The organism is Modestobacter sp. VKM Ac-2983, assembly GCF_026967885.1.
Lineage (GTDB): Bacteria > Actinomycetota > Actinomycetes > Mycobacteriales > Geodermatophilaceae > Modestobacter.
Genome location: NZ_JAPVBK010000001.1, coordinates 329,918 through 346,412 on the forward strand (window position 1 = coordinate 329,918; position 16,495 = coordinate 346,412).

15 protein-coding genes are annotated in these 16,495 nt (G+C 73.6%); 11 read left to right on the forward strand and 4 right to left on the reverse strand.

Annotation, left to right across the window (positions count from 1 at the left end; all coding sequences use genetic code 11):
• Positions 1-12: 12 nt before the first annotated feature.
• The 3 genes from O2W18_RS01505 to O2W18_RS01515 form a co-directional block, all read right to left on the reverse strand.
• Positions 13-1,197 carry a cation:proton antiporter gene (locus O2W18_RS01505; protein ID WP_269185815.1) on the reverse strand — a complete coding sequence of 395 codons (1,185 nt, stop codon included), beginning with the start codon at positions 1,195-1,197 and terminating at the stop codon, positions 13-15.
• On the reverse strand, positions 1,197-1,679 hold the full coding sequence (locus O2W18_RS01510) for a cation:proton antiporter regulatory subunit (protein WP_269185816.1): 483 nt from the start codon (positions 1,677-1,679) through the stop codon (positions 1,197-1,199). Before O2W18_RS01510 ends, O2W18_RS01505 begins: the two co-directional genes overlap by 1 nt.
• A gap of 74 nt (positions 1,680-1,753) precedes the next feature.
• Positions 1,754-3,004: an MFS transporter gene (locus O2W18_RS01515; protein ID WP_269185817.1), complete on the reverse strand. Its 1,251-nt coding sequence runs from the start codon at positions 3,002-3,004 to the stop codon at positions 1,754-1,756.
• Between the two features lie 97 nt (positions 3,005-3,101).
• Here O2W18_RS01515 and O2W18_RS01520 point away from each other — a divergent pair, with 97 nt between their 5' ends.
• The 5 genes from O2W18_RS01520 (at position 3,102) to O2W18_RS01540 (ending at position 7,014) form a co-directional block, all read left to right on the forward strand.
• Entirely contained in the window at positions 3,102-3,437 is a 336-nt protein-coding gene (locus O2W18_RS01520) for a YbaB/EbfC family nucleoid-associated protein (RefSeq protein ID WP_269185818.1), read from the forward strand.
• 43 nt (positions 3,438-3,480) lie between these two features.
• Positions 3,481-4,080, forward strand: coding sequence for a recombination mediator RecR (gene recR / locus O2W18_RS01525; protein ID WP_269159620.1), 600 nt, complete (start codon positions 3,481-3,483; stop codon positions 4,078-4,080).
• 327 nt (positions 4,081-4,407) lie between these two features.
• Positions 4,408-5,499, forward strand: coding sequence for a methionine ABC transporter ATP-binding protein (locus O2W18_RS01530; protein ID WP_269185819.1), 1,092 nt, complete (start codon positions 4,408-4,410; stop codon positions 5,497-5,499).
• Positions 5,496-6,155 (forward strand): methionine ABC transporter permease, encoded by a 660-nt coding sequence (locus tag O2W18_RS01535; protein ID WP_269172337.1) that lies wholly within the window; start codon positions 5,496-5,498, stop codon positions 6,153-6,155. Before O2W18_RS01530 ends, O2W18_RS01535 begins: the two co-directional genes overlap by 4 nt.
• A gap of 37 nt (positions 6,156-6,192) precedes the next feature.
• Entirely contained in the window at positions 6,193-7,014 is an 822-nt protein-coding gene (locus O2W18_RS01540; RefSeq protein ID WP_269185820.1) for a MetQ/NlpA family ABC transporter substrate-binding protein, read from the forward strand.
• A 15-nt stretch (positions 7,015-7,029) separates the two neighbouring features.
• Here O2W18_RS01540 and O2W18_RS01545 read toward each other — a convergent pair whose 3' ends face one another.
• Positions 7,030-7,383: a Rieske (2Fe-2S) protein gene (locus O2W18_RS01545; RefSeq protein WP_269185821.1), complete on the reverse strand. Its 354-nt coding sequence runs from the start codon at positions 7,381-7,383 to the stop codon at positions 7,030-7,032.
• Positions 7,384-7,511: 128 nt separating this feature from the next.
• Here O2W18_RS01545 and O2W18_RS01550 point away from each other — a divergent pair, with 128 nt between their 5' ends.
• From O2W18_RS01550 to O2W18_RS01575, 6 genes are all read left to right on the forward strand, one after another.
• Positions 7,512-8,270, forward strand: a complete 759-nt coding sequence (locus O2W18_RS01550) for a VOC family protein (RefSeq protein ID WP_269185822.1) — start codon at positions 7,512-7,514, stop codon at positions 8,268-8,270.
• Between the two features lie 107 nt (positions 8,271-8,377).
• On the forward strand, positions 8,378-10,492 hold the full coding sequence (locus tag O2W18_RS01555) for a TPM domain-containing protein (RefSeq protein WP_269185823.1): 2,115 nt from the start codon (positions 8,378-8,380) through the stop codon (positions 10,490-10,492).
• 181 nt (positions 10,493-10,673) lie between these two features.
• Positions 10,674-12,314, forward strand: a complete 1,641-nt coding sequence (locus O2W18_RS01560; protein ID WP_269185824.1) for an ABC transporter substrate-binding protein — start codon at positions 10,674-10,676, stop codon at positions 12,312-12,314.
• An 89-nt stretch (positions 12,315-12,403) separates the two neighbouring features.
• A complete protein-coding gene (locus tag O2W18_RS01565; protein ID WP_269185825.1) occupies positions 12,404-13,513 on the forward strand; it encodes an ABC transporter permease in 1,110 nt (369 codons plus the stop codon).
• A 1-nt stretch (position 13,514) separates the two neighbouring features.
• On the forward strand, positions 13,515-14,711 hold the full coding sequence (locus O2W18_RS01570) for an ABC transporter permease (protein ID WP_269185826.1): 1,197 nt from the start codon (positions 13,515-13,517) through the stop codon (positions 14,709-14,711).
• Complete coding sequence (locus O2W18_RS01575; protein WP_269185827.1) at positions 14,708-16,393, forward strand: ABC transporter ATP-binding protein; 1,686 nt, start codon at positions 14,708-14,710, stop codon at positions 16,391-16,393. The genes O2W18_RS01570 and O2W18_RS01575 overlap by 4 nt, the downstream gene beginning before the upstream one ends.
• The last annotated feature ends 102 nt before the right edge of the window (positions 16,394-16,495 follow it).

Sequence of the window (16,495 nt, forward strand, 5' to 3'; positions counted from 1 at the left end):
GGCGCACCGTTCCTACGGCGAGGGCCGGGGCGGCGCGGAACGCTGGGCGAGCCGGCGCACCCACGGGTCGACCAGTCGCGGCGCCAGCGGCCCGAGCACGGCCAGGATCAGCACGTAGGCGGCGACCGTCGAGCCGAAGGCCGCCGGCACGCTGCCCAGCACCAGGCCGGCGATGATGATCGAGAACTCGCCGCGCGCGACCAGGGCCGCCCCGGCGCGCACCCGGCCGGGCGGCCCGACGCCGGCCCGGCGCCCGGCGACCCACCCGGTGCCGAACTTGGTCACGATGCCGACCGCGGCCAGCGCCGCTGCGGGCAGCAGCGCGCCGGGCAGCTGGGAGGGGTCGGTGGACAGCCCGAAGAAGACGAAGAAGACCGCGGCGAACAGGTCGCGCAGCGGGGCGAGCACGTCCCCGATCCGCTCGGCGACCTCGCCGGAGAGGGCGATGCCGAGCAGGAACGCGCCCACCGCCGCCGAGACGTGCACCGCCTCGGCGGCACCGGCGACCAGCAGCGCCAGGCCGAGCACGCGCAGCAGCAGGATCTCGTTGGACCGCGCCCCGACGAACCGGGTCACCGTGGTGCCGTGGCGCACTGCGACGGCCAGCACGGCCGCGAGGGTGGCCAGGGCGACGCTGACCGACAGCAGGGCGTCACCGGTGGTGGTGGCCGCGACGACGCCGGTGAGCACCGGGAGGTAGGCGGCCATCGCCAGGTCCTCGATGACCAGGACGCCGAGCACGGCCGGGGTCTCCCGGTTGCCGAGCCGGCCGAGGTCGGTCAGCAGCTTGGAGACGATCCCCGACGAGCTGATCGCGGTGACGCCGAACAGGGCCAGCGCGGCGGTGGGCCCCCAGCCCAGGAACAACGCCAGCGCGGCCCCGGGCAGGCCGTTGAGCAGCAGGTCGACGACCCCGACCGGCGCCTGACGGCGCAGGTTCTCGACCAGGTCACCGGCGGTGTACTCGAGCCCGAGGACGAGCAGCAGGAGCACGATGCCGACCTCGGCACCGGTGGAGAAGAAGCCCTCGGGGGCGTCCAGTGGCAGCAGCCCGCCGGTGCCGAACGCCAGCCCGGCGAGCAGGTAGAGCGGGATGGGGGACAAACCGATCCGGCCGGCCAGCGAGCCGAGCAGCCCCAGCCCGAAGAGGACGGCGCCCAGCTCCAGCAGCAGGATCGCGGTGTGCCCCAGGTCCATCAGCGCGGGTTGAGCAGGTCACCGACCGCTGCGACGCCGTCCGAGGTGCCGACCACGACCAGCCGGTCCTCGGCCTGGAACCGGAAGTCGGGAGTGGGTGAGGCGATCATCTCCTCACCCCGGACGACCGCGACGACGGAGGCGCCGGTGCGGGTCCGGATGGCCGCGTCACCCAGGGTGGCGGCGACGTAGGGGGAGCCGGGCTCGATCGGCACGCCCTCGGTGGCCAGGCTCTCCACCTGCTCACGCAGCCGGGACAACCGCTCGGTGATCCGCGGGGCACCCAGCAGCTCGGCGACGACCTCGCTCTCCTCCGCGGTCAGCTCGATCGTGGCCGCCGTCGCGTCGGGGTCCCGCTCGTCGTAGAGGACGACGTGCCGGGCCCCGTTGCGCTGGGAGATGACCCCGACCCGCCGGCCCTGCGCGGTCACCAGGTCGTGCCGGAGCCCGATCCCGGGCAGTCGTGTCTCCTCGACGTCCATCGGCGTCCGTGCTCCTGTCTCGTCGTGGGCGCAGGCGAGGTCCCCGCGTCCGCTCATCGTGCCCCGCCGGGTGGTCAGCCGGCCGCGGTCCTTGGTCCCCGGTCCAGTGCCCGGAAGCGGGCCAGCGCGGCGACCGAGGCCACCGGGCCGGCGGCGAGCAGCAGCAGAGTCCACTGCCAGGTGACGAGGTCGGCCAGGTAGGGGAGCGCGCTGATCGTCACCGTGGTGAGCAGGAAACCGGTCGCGGTCTGCACGGTGAGGGCGGTGCCGACCCAGCGGCGGTCGGAGACCTCGCTGAGCAGGGTGGAGAACATCGCCGAGTCGGCGATGACGCTGGCCCCCCAGACGCAGACGAAGACGGCGAGGACGGCGGTCGGCCAGGACCAGGCCCACGGGGACAGCAGGCAGCACACGCCGCTGGTGGCCACCGCGACGGTGGCGACCGGGGCCCGACCCCACCGGCGGGCGAGCCAGCCGGCCAGCACGCAGCCGGCCGCGCCGCAGATCCCGAACGCGATCAGGGCCAGCAGGGCGATCCGGGCGGCCGGCAGGGCGGGATCGTGGACGTCGCGGGACGCGGTGATCCACACCGCGGCCCAGGTCCAGAGCGCGTAGAGCTCCCACATGTGCCCGAGGTAGGCGAGGTTCACCAGCCGCGGCCGGGCCGAGCGGAAGCCGTCGAAGGCCTGCGCGGCCCGCGGGCGGCTGCCCACCGACAGGTGCGGCCCGGCGCGCAACAGGCCGAGCGCCAGCAGGGCCGCGGCCCCGCCGCTCGCCGCCGCGGCGACCAGCACGGTCCGCCACGAGTCGCCGAGCACGCCGACCAGCAGCTGGGGCAGCAGCGAGCCCAGGGTGAGCGCGCCGACCAGCACGCCGAGCGCCAGCCCCCGCCCGCGGGCGCCGAACCACGAGGCCATCAGCTTCATGCCGATCGGGTAGACCAGCGCGAGGCCCATCCCGGTCAGGAAGCGGAGCGCGACGCCGAGCAGCGGCCCCTCGGCCAGGACGGCGACGCCGAGGGTGCACGCGGCGGCGGCCCCGGCCCCGGTGGCGAGCAGCCGCTCGGGGCGCACCCGGTCGGCCAGCCCGGTCGTCGCCGAGACGAGCGCACCCACCACGAAGCCCAGCTGCACGGCGACGGTGAGCCCGACCCCTCCGGCGGTGCCCAGCTCCCAGTCGCGGCGCAGCACGGGCAGCACGGCGGAGGCGGAGAACCACACGGCCAGGGCCAGCACCTGGGTCAGCGCGATGAGCGCGAGCTGCGACCACGGCCCGGTGCGTGCCCCGCCCACGGTGCTGCGGACCTGCACGCCGTCGCCCGTCACGGGGCGACCCTGCCACCGAGCCCGGGCGCGCCCCAAGTCGGCTCGCGTGGAGCGGTGCGTGCGGCGGACTGTCGGTGCCAGCACCTACGCTCGGACCATGCGACCCGGTGGCCAGCCCGACATGCAGCAGATCATGAAGCAGGCGCAGCAGATGCAGCAGCAGCTCGCTGCCGCGCAGGAGGAGCTGTCCCGTGCGGAGGTGACCGGTTCGGCCGGCGGCGAGCTGGTCACGGTGACGATGACCGGCAGCGGTGAGGTCAGCGCCGTCACGATCGCGCCGGCCGCCGTCGACCCCGACGACGTCGAGACCCTGCAGGACCTGGTGGTCGCGGCCTTCCGTGACGCCCAGCGCGCCGTCGGCGAGCTCACCGCCTCCACGATGGGCCCGCTGACCGGCGGTCTCGGTGGCGGACTGGGTCTCCCCGGCCTCTGATCCACCCGGGTGCGCACACCGCCACCCGCAGCGAAGGAGAACCGTGTACGAGGGCGCTGTCCAGGACCTCATCGACGAGCTCGGGCGGCTGCCCGGCGTCGGTCCCAAGAGCGCACAGCGCATCGCCTTCCACCTGCTGGCCGCCGAGTCGACCGACGTCGGCCGACTGGTCGCCGCCCTGCAGCGGGTGCAGGCCGAGGTCCGCTTCTGCGTGACCTGTCACAACGTCGCCGAGGCCGAGCAGTGCCGGATCTGCCGTGACCCGCGGCGCACGCTCGACGTCATCTGCGTCGTCGAGGAGCCCAAGGACGTCGTGGCGATCGAGCGGACCCGGGAGTTCAAGGGCCGCTACCACGTGCTCGGCGGCGCGATCAGCCCGATCGAGGGGATCGGCCCCGACGACCTGAAGGTCAAGGAGCTGATGACCCGGCTGATGGACGGCCAGGTCACCGAGCTCATCATCGCCACCGACCCGAACCTCGAGGGCGAGGCGACCGCCGCCTACCTGGCCCGGCTGGTCGGCCCGCTGGGGCTGGCGGTGTCCCGGCTGGCCAGCGGGCTGCCGGTGGGCGGCGACCTCGAGTACGCCGACGAGGTCACCCTGGGCCGGGCGTTCGAGGGCCGCCGCCGCATCGACGCCTGACGCGTACCGACAGAAATGGCCATTTCTGTCGCAGCGGGGGAGACCGTCGGCCGACGGATCTCAGGGCGGGGAGGTGGTTGAGCGATCCATCACAACCCTGGGGTCATGGTTGGCATCCGGAGCGGAGGCAGGCCATCCTCGGGTGGTGGTCGGGCCAGGTTCGTTGACGCGTCGTCGCGCCATCGACCTCATGCGCCTGGCCGGCACGCTCTGTCGGTGAGCCGACACCCCTGACCGGAGGTCCGCGCCGCGCCGTTCGGCGCCGAGCCCGCTGGACCCCGGCAGGACGAGCCGTGCCCGCCGTCCGCTCCACCTGCGAGGACTCCCGTGATCGAGCTGTCCGACGTCCGCAAGGTCTTCCCCGCCCGCCGCACCGCAGGCGAGGTGGTCGCCCTCGACGGCGTGAGCCTGTCCGTCGCCCGCGGTGAGTTCGCCGGTGTGGTGGGCCCCAGCGGCTCGGGCAAGAGCACCCTGGCCCGGCTGGTGAACCTGCTCGAGCGGCCGACCTCGGGCACGGTCACCGTCGACGGCCGGGTGCTCACCGACCTCGACGCCGCCGGGGTCCGCGAGGCCCGCCGCAGCATCGGCATGATCTTCCAGCACTTCAACCTGCTCGACTCCCGTACCGCGGCCGGCAACGTCGAGCACCCGCTGGAGCTGGCTGGCGTCGGCCGCACCGAGCGCCGCCGTCGGGTGGCCGAGCTGCTGGACCTGGTCGGGCTCGCCGACCGGCACGCCTCCCGGCCGGCCCAGCTCTCCGGTGGGCAGAAGCAGCGGGTCGCGATCGCCCGCGCCCTGGCCGCCCGCCCCTCCGTGCTGCTCTGCGACGAGGCGACCTCGGCCCTGGACCCGGCCAGCACCACCGGCGTGCTCGAGCTGCTGCGCCAGGTGCGCGCCGAGCTGGGGCTGACCGTGCTGCTCATCACCCACGAGATGTCCGTCGTCCGTGCGGTCTGTGACAGCGCGGTGCTGATGAGCGACGGCCGGGTGGTCGACGGCGGTCCGCTGACCGAGGTCCTGGCCCGGCCGGACTCCGCACTGGCCGCCCAGCTGGTCCCGGCGCCGGCCGGGCCGGAGACCGGCGACGGTGCGCTGGTGCAGCTCACGGTCACCGACGCCACCCCGCACGGCGCCGTCCTGCAGACCCTCACCGCCGAGCTCGGCCTGTCGGTCGAGGTGGTCGGCGGGTCGGTGGAGACCGTCGCCGGCCGGCGCTTCGGCCGGCTGCTGCTGCGGGTCGAGGGGGACGACGGCCGGCTGGACCCGGCACTGGCGCGACTGCGGGCCGGTGGTGCCCTGGTGGAGCGGACCGCCGCGGGCGACCCGCGCCCCCAGCCGGACGCCGACGACGCACCACCCCGAACCGACCGCGAGCCCGACGTGCAGCGGCTCGCCGACGCCCCGGACGTGCAGCGGTGAACGACTGGTCCCGGATCGCCCCGCAGCTGGTCGACGCCACCGGCGAGACGCTCTACATGGTGGGCGTCGCCACCGCGCTGACCGTGCTGCTCGGCGTGCCCCTCGGCGTGCTGCTCACCATCACGGCGCCCGGGGCGCTCGCCCCGCACCCGCTGGTGAACCGGCTGCTCGGCCTGGTGGTCAACCTCGGCCGCTCGCTGCCCTTCATCATCCTGCTGGTCCTGGTCGCCCCGGTCACCCGCGGCATCGTCGGCACCACCATCGGCTCGACGGCGACGATCGTGCCGTTGACGATCGGCGCCGTCCCGTTCCTGGCCCGGCTGGTCGAGACGAGCCTGCGCGAGGTGGCGCACGGCAAGGTCGAGGCGACGCTGGCCATGGGTGCCCGCCGTCGCGACGTCGTCCGCACGGTGCTGCTGCCCGAGGCGCTGCCGTCGCTGGTCGCCGGCGTCACCGTGACCGTCGTGGCGCTGATCAGCTACTCGGCCATGGCCGGCGCGATCGGCGGCGGCGGGCTGGGCGACTTCGCCATCCGCTACGGCTACCAGCAGTTCCGCACCGACATCACGCTCGCGACCGTCGTCCTGCTGCTCGTGGTGGTGCAGCTCCTGCAGTGGGCCGGCGACCGCTGGGCCCGCCGGCTCGCCACCTCCTGACCGTCCGTCCCTGTTCCACGAGGAGAGAGAACTGATCATGCGTTCGAAGAACCCCCTGGCCGTTGCGGCCGCCGCTGCGACCGCCCTGGTCCTGAGCGCCTGCGGCGGGGGCAGCGCCGAGCTGTCCGCCGAGGACGAGCCGTTGCAGGTCGGCGCCTCGCCGGTCCCGCACGCGGAGATCCTGCGCTACATCGACGACGAGCTGGCCGACGACGCCGGCCTGGACCTGGAGGTCGTCGAGTTCACCGACTACGTCCAGCCCAACGTCGCCCTGGACGACGGGTCGATCGACGCCAACTACTTCCAGACGATCCCCTACCTGGAGGAGCAGGAGGCCAACGCCGGCTACGACTTCACCGCCCTGGAGCCGGTGCACATCGAGCCGCTGGGCATCTACTCCGAGTCGCTGACCGACCTCGCCGCCCTGCCGGACGGCGCGACCGTGGCGATCCCCAACGACCCGACCAACGCCGGTCGGGCACTCCGGTTGCTGGCCGCCAACGACCTGATCACGCTGGCCGACACCGGCGACGCCGCGCCCACCTCGCTGGACATCGAGGGCAACCCGAAGGACCTGCAGATCACCGAGGTCGAGGCGGCCCAGCTGCCCCGGTCGCTCGTCGACGTCGACGCCGCGGTGATCAACGGCAACTACGCGATCGACGCGGACCTGGTGCCGGCCGAGGACGCGCTGGCCCTGGAGGAGGCGGAGGGCAACCCCAACGCCAACCTGCTGGTGGTGCGCGCCGGCACCGAGGACGACGAGCGGATCGGCCAGCTGGAGGAGCTGCTGCACTCCGACGAGGTGCGGACCTTCATCGAGGAGAACTACGAGGGCGCGGTCATCCCCGCCTTCTGAGCCGTACCGGCGGGGTCAGGGCTCGACGACGACGTCCGGACCCCGCCGGACCGCCCGGCGCACCCGTAGCCGGACCACCTGGCCGAGCCGCTTCACCAGCCCGGAGTAGCCCGGCGTCGGCCCGTGCCAGCCGAGGAACCCACGCGGGCCGGAGACCATCTCCCCGGTGGAGAGGTCGTAGCGGGACTGGTGCCACGGGCAGACCAGGCAGCCCTCGGCGTCGACGTGGCCGTCGGCCAGGTCGGCCAGCTGGTGCCGGCACCGGCGGGAGACCGCGGCCAGCCGGTCGCCGGTGTTGGCCACCGCCCACTGTCCGGCGGGGCGCACGGCGCCCGGGGGCAGGTCGGCGGCGGGGACTCGGTCGGGCACGGGAGCTCCTGGTCTCGTGGGGTGCCCGAGCCCCTACCCGCTGCAGCGGCGGGCAGACGTGGCGCGCCGAGCCGGTCGAACCGTCGGTGCCCGGTGGGACGGTCGGCCTCCCGACTCGAGGAGCAGTCATGCCCACTCGCACCACACCCTGGCCGTCCGGCACGCCGTGCTGGGTCGACCTCGGCACCCCCGACCCGGACGCCGCTCGATCGTTCTACGCAGCGGTCCTCGACTGGAGCTACCGCGACCCGGGCCCCGACGCGGGCGGCTACCTGATGTGCCTGCGCGGCGGGCACGAGGCGGCCGGGCTCGGCCCGCAACAGGACGAGGCCGACCCACCCCGCTGGACGACGTACTTCGCCACCGACGACGTCGACGCGACGGCCGCCGCGGTGACGGGGGCCGGCGGCGGGGTGCTCGCCCCGCCGATGGACGTCGGCCCGGCCGGCCGGATGGCGATCGTCGCCGACCCGCAGGGCAGCCCGTTCGGGCTCTGGCAGGCCGGCACCACCACCGGGGTCCAGGTGTTCAACGAACCCGGCGCACTGGTGTGGAACGAGGCCGCCGTCGACGACCCGGCCGCGGCGCAGGAGTTCTACACCGCCGTCTTCGGCTTCGGCTGGGAGGAGGTCCCGGACGCCGGCGGCTACTGCACCTTCGCCACCGGCGACCGCCCGCTGGGTGGGCTGAGCGGCGTGGTCGAGGGGCTGCCTCGGGGCTGGAGCACCTGCTTCGCGGTGGCCGACACCGACGCGGCGGTCCGGGCGGTCGAGTCCGGGGGCGGGAAGGTGCTCATGCCGGCCGAGGACACCCCGTTCGGTCGGTTCGCCGTCGTCACCGACCCGTGGGGAGCGTCGTTCTCGGTCATGGAGCCCACCGAGGAGTGACGTACCGAGGCCAGCGTGGCCACCGCCGTCGACGTCTGCACCGGGCCGGCGGCGGTGGGCGGGCCCTCGGCCACCCCCGGCACAGCGTGATCGGCGACGATGGGCCCATGCGTCTCCTCTCCCGGCTGCTCGTCCCGCTGGCCGTCGGTGTGCCCGCCGTGTTCCTGGGGGCGGCTCCGGCCCTCGCCGTCGAGCCGTTCGTGCCGACCGAACAGCTGGTCGACCAGGCCGACGTCCTGGACGCCGGCGAGGAGGCCGAGGTCGAGTCCGCGCTGCAGGAGCTGGAGGCCGAGGACGGCACCCAGCTCTACGTCGTCTACGTCGACTCCTTCGACGGGCTGGAGCCGGGCACCTGGGTCGACCAGGCCTTCGCCCCGCCGCTGGGTGCCAACGACGTGCTGCTGGCCGTAGCGCTGCCTTCCGAGACGTCTGACGGGCAGGTCGGGTTCCAGTCCGGGTCGGGCACCGGCGTCGCGGATCTGGCGGAGCTGCGCGAGCTGGTGAACACCGCGACCGGGCCGGAGTTGCAGGAAGGCGACTGGGCGGGTGCGGCGGTGTCCCTGGCGGAGGCCCTCCAGGTCGACGAGGCCGGCGCGACGGCCGCAGCCGACGCCGGCGGTGATGGCGGTGGGGGAGCCCTCGCCGTGCTGGTCGGGATCGCCGTCCTCGGCGGTGGCGGGTACGCGCTGGTGAAGAGCCGGAGTCGCAAGAAGAAGCAGGCTGCCGCCGCCCGCGCGGCCGAGGAGCGCGCCGCCGCGGAGGCCGCCGCCCGCGACCCGCACCACGGCACCTCCACCGAGCAGCTGACCTTCCGGGCCAGCCAGGAGCTGCTCGACCTCGACGAGGCGGTCAAGACCTCCGAGCTCGACCTCGCCTACGCCCGCTCGCAGTACGGCGAGCAGTCGGTCGCCGGGTTCCAGGAGGCCCTGGACCGGTCCAAGGCCGAGCTGTCCCAGGCGTTCGCGCTGCGCCAGGAGCTCGACGACGAGATCCCGGAGGACGAGCCGACCCAGCGCCGGATGCTCACCCAGCTGCTGCAGCTCACCGCGTCCGCCGATGCGCGGCTGGCCGAGCAGGCCGAGGCCTATGCGGAGCTGCGTCACCTGCAGGAGTCCGCCCCCGAGGCGCTGGCTGCGCTGACCCCGGCGATCACCGGCGTCCGGGAGCGGATCCCGGCGACCGAGGCGACCCTGCAGGACCTGCAGCAGCGGTACGCGCGGTCGGCCTGGGCGCCGGTCGCCGACAACGTGACCGAGGCGCGCACCCGGACCGAGTTCGCCGAGCAGGCGGTGGCCTCCGGTCGGACCGAGCTCGACCAGGGCCGGCCCGCCGGGGCGGTCCCGGCGATCCGCGCGGCGGAGGACGCGCTGGCGCAGAGCCGGACGCTGCTGGACGCGGTGGGCCGGCTGGCCGAGGAGCTGAGCAGCAGCGGGGCGCGGTTCGACGAGGTGCGGGCCGAGACCGAGCGGGACATCGCCGAGGCCCAGGCGATGCTGGCCCGCGGCGTCGACACCCCGGGCCTGCGGGAGCAGCTGGCCCGCGCCGAGCGTGCGCTGGCCGGCAGCACCGCGGAGCTGCAGCCGCGCGACGGCGCCCTGCCCGACCCGTTGGCCGTGGTCCGGCGGCTGGACGAGGCCGACCTCGCCCTGGAGGCGGCCCTGGAGCCGGCCCGCGACGTCCGGCAGCAGCAGGAGCGGGCGGCAGCCCACCTGCAGCAGGCCATGCACGCCGCCGACTCCTCGGTGACCGTCGCCGGTGACTTCATCGCCACCCGGCGCGGCGCGGTGGGCAGCCCCGCGCGCACCCGCCTCGCCGAGGCCGAACGGCACCTGGACGAGGCCTCCCGGTCCGCCGCGGCCGACCCGATCGCCGCGCTGCGGTCGGCCCAGCGCGCCGACGGACTGGCCCGACAGGCGCTGACCGCTGCCCAGCAGGACGTCGAGCAGTACATGGCCGGCGGCTACGGCGGCCGCCCTGGCTACGGCGCGGGCCCCCGACGGGGGTACGGCGGTGGGGGCTTCGCCGGTGGCGTGGCCGGTGGTGTGGCCGGGGGCATGCTCGGCAGCATCCTGCTGGGGGGGCTCGGCGGGGGCTACGGCGGTGGCTTCGGTGGCGGTGATGGTGGCGGCGACTTCGGCGGTGGCGGTGGCTTCGGTGGCGGCGACTTCGGTGGCGGCGGTGGCTTCGGCGGTGGCGACTTCGGCGGCGGCGGCGACTTCTGACGGCCGGTCACCCACCGTCCGCCGGCTCCCCGCCTGCGGTCACAACACCATCACGCCTCCACCCACCCGTCCCACGTCGTGGGAAGGGTGTGTTAGTCATGCATCTCCCGAAGGCCACCGGCGGCCGTCGCGGCGCACCGTTGCGCCCACGCGCCGCCACCCCATGAGAACGAGGTAGCGGATGAACTCCGTGTCCAGGAGCGGCCGGCGTGCGCTGGTCGCCACAGCGGGCATCACGGCGACGGCCTTGGCGCTGTCGGCGTGCGGCGGCGGCGACGACGGGGACGGCGGCGGTTCCGGCGGCGGCGACTCGCTGATCGTCGGCACCACCGACAAGATCACCACGATCGACCCGGCCGGTTCGTACGACAACGGCTCGTTCGCCGTGATGAACCAGGTCTACCCGTTCCTGATGAACACCCCGCTGGGCAGCCCCGACGTCGAGCCGGACATCGCCGAGTCGGCCGAGTTCACCTCGCCCACCGAGTACACGGTGACGCTGAAGGACGGGCTGACGTTCGCCAACGGCAACGAGCTCACCGCCTCGGACGTCAAGTTCTCCTTCGACCGGATGGTCGCGATCAACGACGAGAACGGCCCGGCGTCGCTGCTCTACAACCTGGACAGCGTCGAGGCCCCGGACGACACCACCGTGGTGTTCAACCTGAAGTCCCCCGACGACCAGGTGTTCCCGCAGATCCTCTCCAGCCCGGCCGGCCCGATCGTCGACGAGGACGTCTTCGCCGCCGACGCGCTGACCACGGACCAGGAGATCGTCGAGGGCAACGCCTTCGCCGGCCCGTACGCGATCACCAACTACGACCAGAACAACCTCGTCTCCTACGAGGCGTTCGACGGCTACCAGGGCCTGCTGGGCGCGCCGGAGACCGAGACGGTCAACGTCCGCTACTACGCCGACTCGTCGAACCTGAAGCTCGACGTCCAGGAGGGCAACGTCGACGTCGCCTTCCGCAGCCTGACGGCGACCGACGTCGAGGACCTGCGCAGCGACGACTCCGTCCAGGTCGTCGACGGTCCGGGCGGGGAGATCCGCTACATCACGTTCAACTTCAACACCCAGCCCTACGGCGCGACGACGCCGGAGGCCGACCCGGCCAAGGCCCTCGCCGTCCGGCAGGCCGCGGCGCACTTGCTCGACCGCGAGGAGCTGGCCGAGCAGGTCTACAAGGGCACCTACACGCCGCTGTACTCCTACGTGCCCGAGGGCCTCACCGGCGCCGTCGAGCCGCTGCTGGAGCAGTACGGCGACGGCTCGGGCGCCCCGGACGTCGAGGCGGCCCGGCAGGTGCTGGAGGCGGCCGGTGTGCAGACGCCGGTGGAGCTCGACCTCCAGTACTCCAACGACCACTACGGCCCGTCCTCGGGTGACGAGTACGCGCTGATCAAGGACCAGCTCGAGTCCAGCGGCCTGTTCACGGTGAACCTGCAGACCACCGAGTGGGTGCAGTACTCCAAGGACCGCGTCGCCGACGTCTACCCGGCCTACCAGCTGGGTTGGTTCCCGGACTACTCCGACGCCGACAACTACCTGACGCCGTTCTTCCTGACGGAGAACTTCCTGGCCAACCACTACTCCGATCAGCAGGTCAACGACCTGATCCTGGAGCAGGCCACCACCGTCGACCCGGCCGAGCGGCAGGCCCTGATCGAGCAGATCCAGGCCGAGGTCGCCCAGGACCTGTCGACGCTGCCCTACCTGCAGGGTGCCCAGGTCGCCGTCACCGGGACCGACGTGCAGGGCGCCGAGGACACCCTCGACCCGTCCTTCAAGTTCCGTTACGGCGCCCTCAGCAAGGGCTGATCGAGCCGGATCAGAACGCCCCGGGTGACCCGCTGTCCGCGAGTCACCCGGGGCACCGGCATGTCCGCCGCCACCTCAGGCTGGGAGAGATGACCACCATCACGACCGAACGCAGCGGGAGCACGGCCGACCCCGCCGGCACCCTCGACCCCGCGCCCCGGCGCCGGCGGAAGGGCAGCGGGGGGCTGGGCAGCTACCTGCTGGTCCGGTTCCTGCTGATCTTCCCGACGATCTTCATCCTGGTCACGACCGTCTTCTTCCTGATGCGGGCCACCGGCGACCCGATCACCGCCGCGCTCGGCGGGCGGCTCCCGGCCGACCAGCTGGCCGAGCGGGTCCGGGAGGCCGGGTACGACCGGCCGCTGTTCACCCAGTACCTCGAGTACCTGGGCGCCCTGGTGCAGGGCGACTTCGGTACCACCCTCAGCGACCGGCGGCCGGTCCTGGAGGTGCTGACCACCTTCGGCATCGCCACGCTGGAGCTGACGGTCTACGCGCTCATCGTGGCGTTCATCGTCGGCATCCCGCTGGGCATGCTGGCCGCATACTCCCGGGACCGCTTCCCCGACGCCGTCCTGCGGGTCTTCGCGATCCTCTGCTACGCGACGCCGGTCTTCTTCGCCGGCCTGCTGCTCAAGCTGGTCTTCGCCTCCGGGCTGGGCTGGCTGCCGGTGGCCGGCCGGGCCTCGACCGGTACCGAGATCGAGCTGCAGTTCCTGGACAACCCGACCGGCTTCTACCTGATCGACGCGATCCAGACCGGTGACTGGGACGTCATCTCCGACGTCCTGGAGCACGCCGTCCTGCCCGCCATCGCCCTGGGCCTGCTGACCGCCGGGATCTTCCTGCGGCTGGTGCGCACCAACGTGATCGGCACGCTGGGCACCGGCTACGTGGAGGCCGCCCGCTCGCGCGGCGTCGCGGAGTCCCGGCTGCTGCGCAAGCACGCCTACCGCCCTGCGCTGATCCCGATCATCACCGTCATGGGCCTGCAGATCGCGATCCTGCTGGTCGGCGCCGTGCTCACCGAGACGACGTTCGAGTGGAAGGGCCTGGGCTTCCAGCTGGCCCAGTACCTGCAGGCCCGCGACTTCGTGGCCGTACAGGGCATCGTCGTGCTGCTGGCGGTCATCGTGGCCGTCACCAACTTCATCGTCGACATCATCGCCGCGCTCATCGACCCCCGGGTGAGGTACTGACATGGCCACGGCGACCTCCGTGCCGACCCAGACCGGCCCGGCCGGCGAGCCCGACGCGACGCCGGCCCGCCGACGTCGCTCCTGGCGCCAGCTGCCGATCGTCCACCAGCTCGGGCAGAGCGTCGGCCTGCAGCGCGGCATGCTGGTGGCCGGGCTGGTGCTGATGGGCGTCTTCCTGCTCACCGCGCTGTTCGCGCCGCTGCTGGCGCCCTACGAGTACGGGCAGCTGCGCGACGCCGAGGGCCTGTTCGGGGCCCAGCAGTCGCCGTCGGGCGACCACCTGCTCGGTACCACCGTGGGCGGGTACGACGTGCTGTCCCGGGTGATCTGGGGTTCCCGGACGGCGCTGTACGTGATCGTCGTCGCCGTTCTGCTGTCGATCGTCGCCGGTGTGCTGCTCGGGCTGGTCTCCGGCTACTTCGGCGGCTGGCTGGACCGGGTCCTCGTCGTCATCGCCGACGCGATCTACGCCTTCCCGGCGCTGCTGCTGGCGATCATCGTGGCGATCGTGATCAGCGGCGGGCAGTCCAGCCTGTGGGGCGGCATCCTGGCCGCGGCCATCTCGATCACCGTGGTGTTCATCCCGCAGTACTTCCGGGTGGTCCGGGCGGAGACGGTGCGGATCAAGGCCGAGGCGTTCGTCGAGTCCGCCCGGGTCATCGGGGCGAGCAACCGCCGGATCATGCTCCGGCACGTGCTGCGCAACGCCACCCGCACACTGCCGCTGATCCTCACGCTGAACGCGTCCGAGGCGATCCTCACCCTCGCCGGTCTGGGGTTCCTCGGGTTCGGCATCGAGGCCACCGAGGCCGCCGAGTGGGGCTATGACCTGCAGCAGTCGCTGTCCGACGTGACCAGCGGCATCTGGTGGACCTCGCTGTTCCCCGGTCTGGCGATCGTGCTGGTGGTGCTCGGCCTGACGCTGGTCGGCGAGAGCCTCAACGACCTGGCCGACCCGCGGCTGCGCACCCGCCGCCGGGTGACCGACCAGGAGCCGGCGGAGGAGGGCGAGGTCGCCGCCGTCCCCGGCGGCGCACTGACCAGGGGGCCGGCGGGCGTCGGTGGCCTGGGGGTCACCGTGGCCGGCGAGCGGCCCGGGACGCCGGCCTCGGCCGGTGCCACCGGTGCCGAGCCCGCCGAAGGACAGGTGGCCGGGCCGGACGTGACCGGCCAGGACGGAGGAGGGACCCGCTCATGAGCGTCGTCGACATCAAGGACCTGCAGATCTCCTTCGCCACCGACGCCGGCACCGTCACCGCGGTGCACGACGTCACCCTCGCCGTCCAGGCCGGTGAGGTGCTGGCCATCGTGGGGGAGAGCGGCAGCGGCAAGACCGTCACCGCGCGCAGCATCCTGGGGCTGCTGCCCGAGACCGCGCGGGTGCGCGGTGCGGTGGTGCTGAGCAGCAAGGACGGCACCGACGAGCACGACGTCGTCCCGCTGTCCGGCGCGAAGCTGCGCGAGGTCCGCGGGCAGGACGCCGCGATGGTGTTCCAGGAGCCCTCGACGTCGCTGAACCCGGTCTACCCGATCGGCTGGCAGATCGCCGAGGGCCTGCGGGCGCACGGCAACTACAGCAAGAAGGAGGCCCGGGCCAAGGCGATCGACGTGCTGCGCCGGGTGGGCATTCCCGACCCCGAGCACCGGGTCGACCACTACCCGCACCAGTTCTCCGGCGGGCAGAAGCAGCGCATCGTCATCGCCCAGGCGCTGGTGCTCGACCCCGGCGTGATCATCGCCGACGAGCCGACGACGGCGCTGGACGTGACGGTGCAGGCCGAGATCCTGGAGCTGCTGCGCCGCTGCCGGGACGACTTCGGCGCCGCCATCGTGCTGATCACGCACAACATGGGCGTCGTCGCCGACCTGGCCGACCGGGTCGCCGTCATGTACCAGGGCCGGATCGTCGAGCAGGCCGACGTCCGCACGCTGTTCAGTGCACCCAAGGACCCGTACACCCAGCAGCTGCTGGCCGCCGTCCCGCGGCTCGGTCAGGGTGTCGAGCGCACCCGGGAGCGGGCGGTCCGGCGCGCGGCCGGCTGGGAGCGGGCCGCGCCCGTCGTCGAGGCGACCGACCTGCGGATCGTCTACCCCGGCCGGATGCGCCGCCCGGACTTCGTCGCCGTGGACGGTGTGAGCTTCAGCATCCGGCCGGGCGAGGTCCTCGGTCTGGTCGGGGAGTCCGGCAGCGGGAAGACCACCATCGGGCGGGCGATCGCCGGCCTGACCAAGGTCAGCGACGGCTCGCTGACGGTGCTGGGCACCGAGATGAACGGGATGAAGGAGCGCGCGTTCCGGCCGGTGCGCGAACGGATCGGGTTCGTGTTCCAGGACCCGGCGTCCAGCTTCAACCCGCTGCTCACCATCGCCGACGCGGTCGCCGAGCCGCTCGTGGTGCACAAGCGGGCCAAGGACCCCCGCGCGGCCCGGCCGCGGGTCGACGAGCTGCTGGAGGCCGTGCAGCTGCCGAAGGCGTTCGGCGACCGGTACCCGCACGAGCTCTCCGGTGGGCAGCGGCAGCGGGCCAGCCTGGCCCGGGCACTGGCCCTGCAGCCGGAGCTGCTCGTCGCCGACGAGCCGACCTCCGCGCTGGACGTGTCGGTGCAGGCCCGGGTGCTGGAGCTCTTCGCCGAGCTGCAGCGGGAGCTGGGGTTCGCCGCGCTGTTCATCAGCCACGACCTGGCCGTGGTCGACCTGCTCGCCGACCGGATCGCGGTGCTCTACCGCGGTGAGCTGGTCGAGGAGGGCACGGGGGCGGAGGTGCTGGGCGCGCCGAAGCACCCGTACACCCAGCGGTTGCTCGCGTCCCTGCCGGTGCCCGACCCCGACGAGCAGGCCCGCCGCCGCACCCACTGGGACGCCCTCCGCGCCGCTGAGTGATGCCCCCACCCCTCGCAAGCTCGGGGCGGGCCCCTGCAAGGGGCCCGGGAGGGGCCGAAGTCGCGACTTCGGCCCCTCCCGGGCTCGGGCCCTGTCCGGCAC

Bases quoted from the DNA above. Each gene is read 5' to 3' on its own strand.
- O2W18_RS01550 (WP_269185822.1), top strand. From the start codon at position 7,512: ATGCCCACTCGCACCACACCCTGGCCGTCCGGCACGCCGTGCTGGGTC.
- O2W18_RS01510 (WP_269185816.1), bottom strand. From the start codon at position 1,679: ATGGACGTCGAGGAGACACGACTGCCCGGGATCGGGCTCCGGCACGAC.
- O2W18_RS01505 (WP_269185815.1), bottom strand. From the start codon at position 1,197: ATGGACCTGGGGCACACCGCGATCCTGCTGCTGGAGCTGGGCGCCGTC.
- O2W18_RS01575 (WP_269185827.1), top strand. From the start codon at position 14,708: ATGAGCGTCGTCGACATCAAGGACCTGCAGATCTCCTTCGCCACCGAC.
- O2W18_RS01520 (WP_269185818.1), top strand. From the start codon at position 3,102: ATGCGACCCGGTGGCCAGCCCGACATGCAGCAGATCATGAAGCAGGCG.
- O2W18_RS01540 (WP_269185820.1), top strand. From the start codon at position 6,193: ATGCGTTCGAAGAACCCCCTGGCCGTTGCGGCCGCCGCTGCGACCGCC.
- O2W18_RS01555 (WP_269185823.1), top strand. From the start codon at position 8,378: ATGCGTCTCCTCTCCCGGCTGCTCGTCCCGCTGGCCGTCGGTGTGCCC.
- O2W18_RS01565 (WP_269185825.1), top strand. From the start codon at position 12,404: ATGACCACCATCACGACCGAACGCAGCGGGAGCACGGCCGACCCCGCC.
- O2W18_RS01560 (WP_269185824.1), top strand. From the start codon at position 10,674: ATGAACTCCGTGTCCAGGAGCGGCCGGCGTGCGCTGGTCGCCACAGCG.
- O2W18_RS01570 (WP_269185826.1), top strand. From the start codon at position 13,515: ATGGCCACGGCGACCTCCGTGCCGACCCAGACCGGCCCGGCCGGCGAG.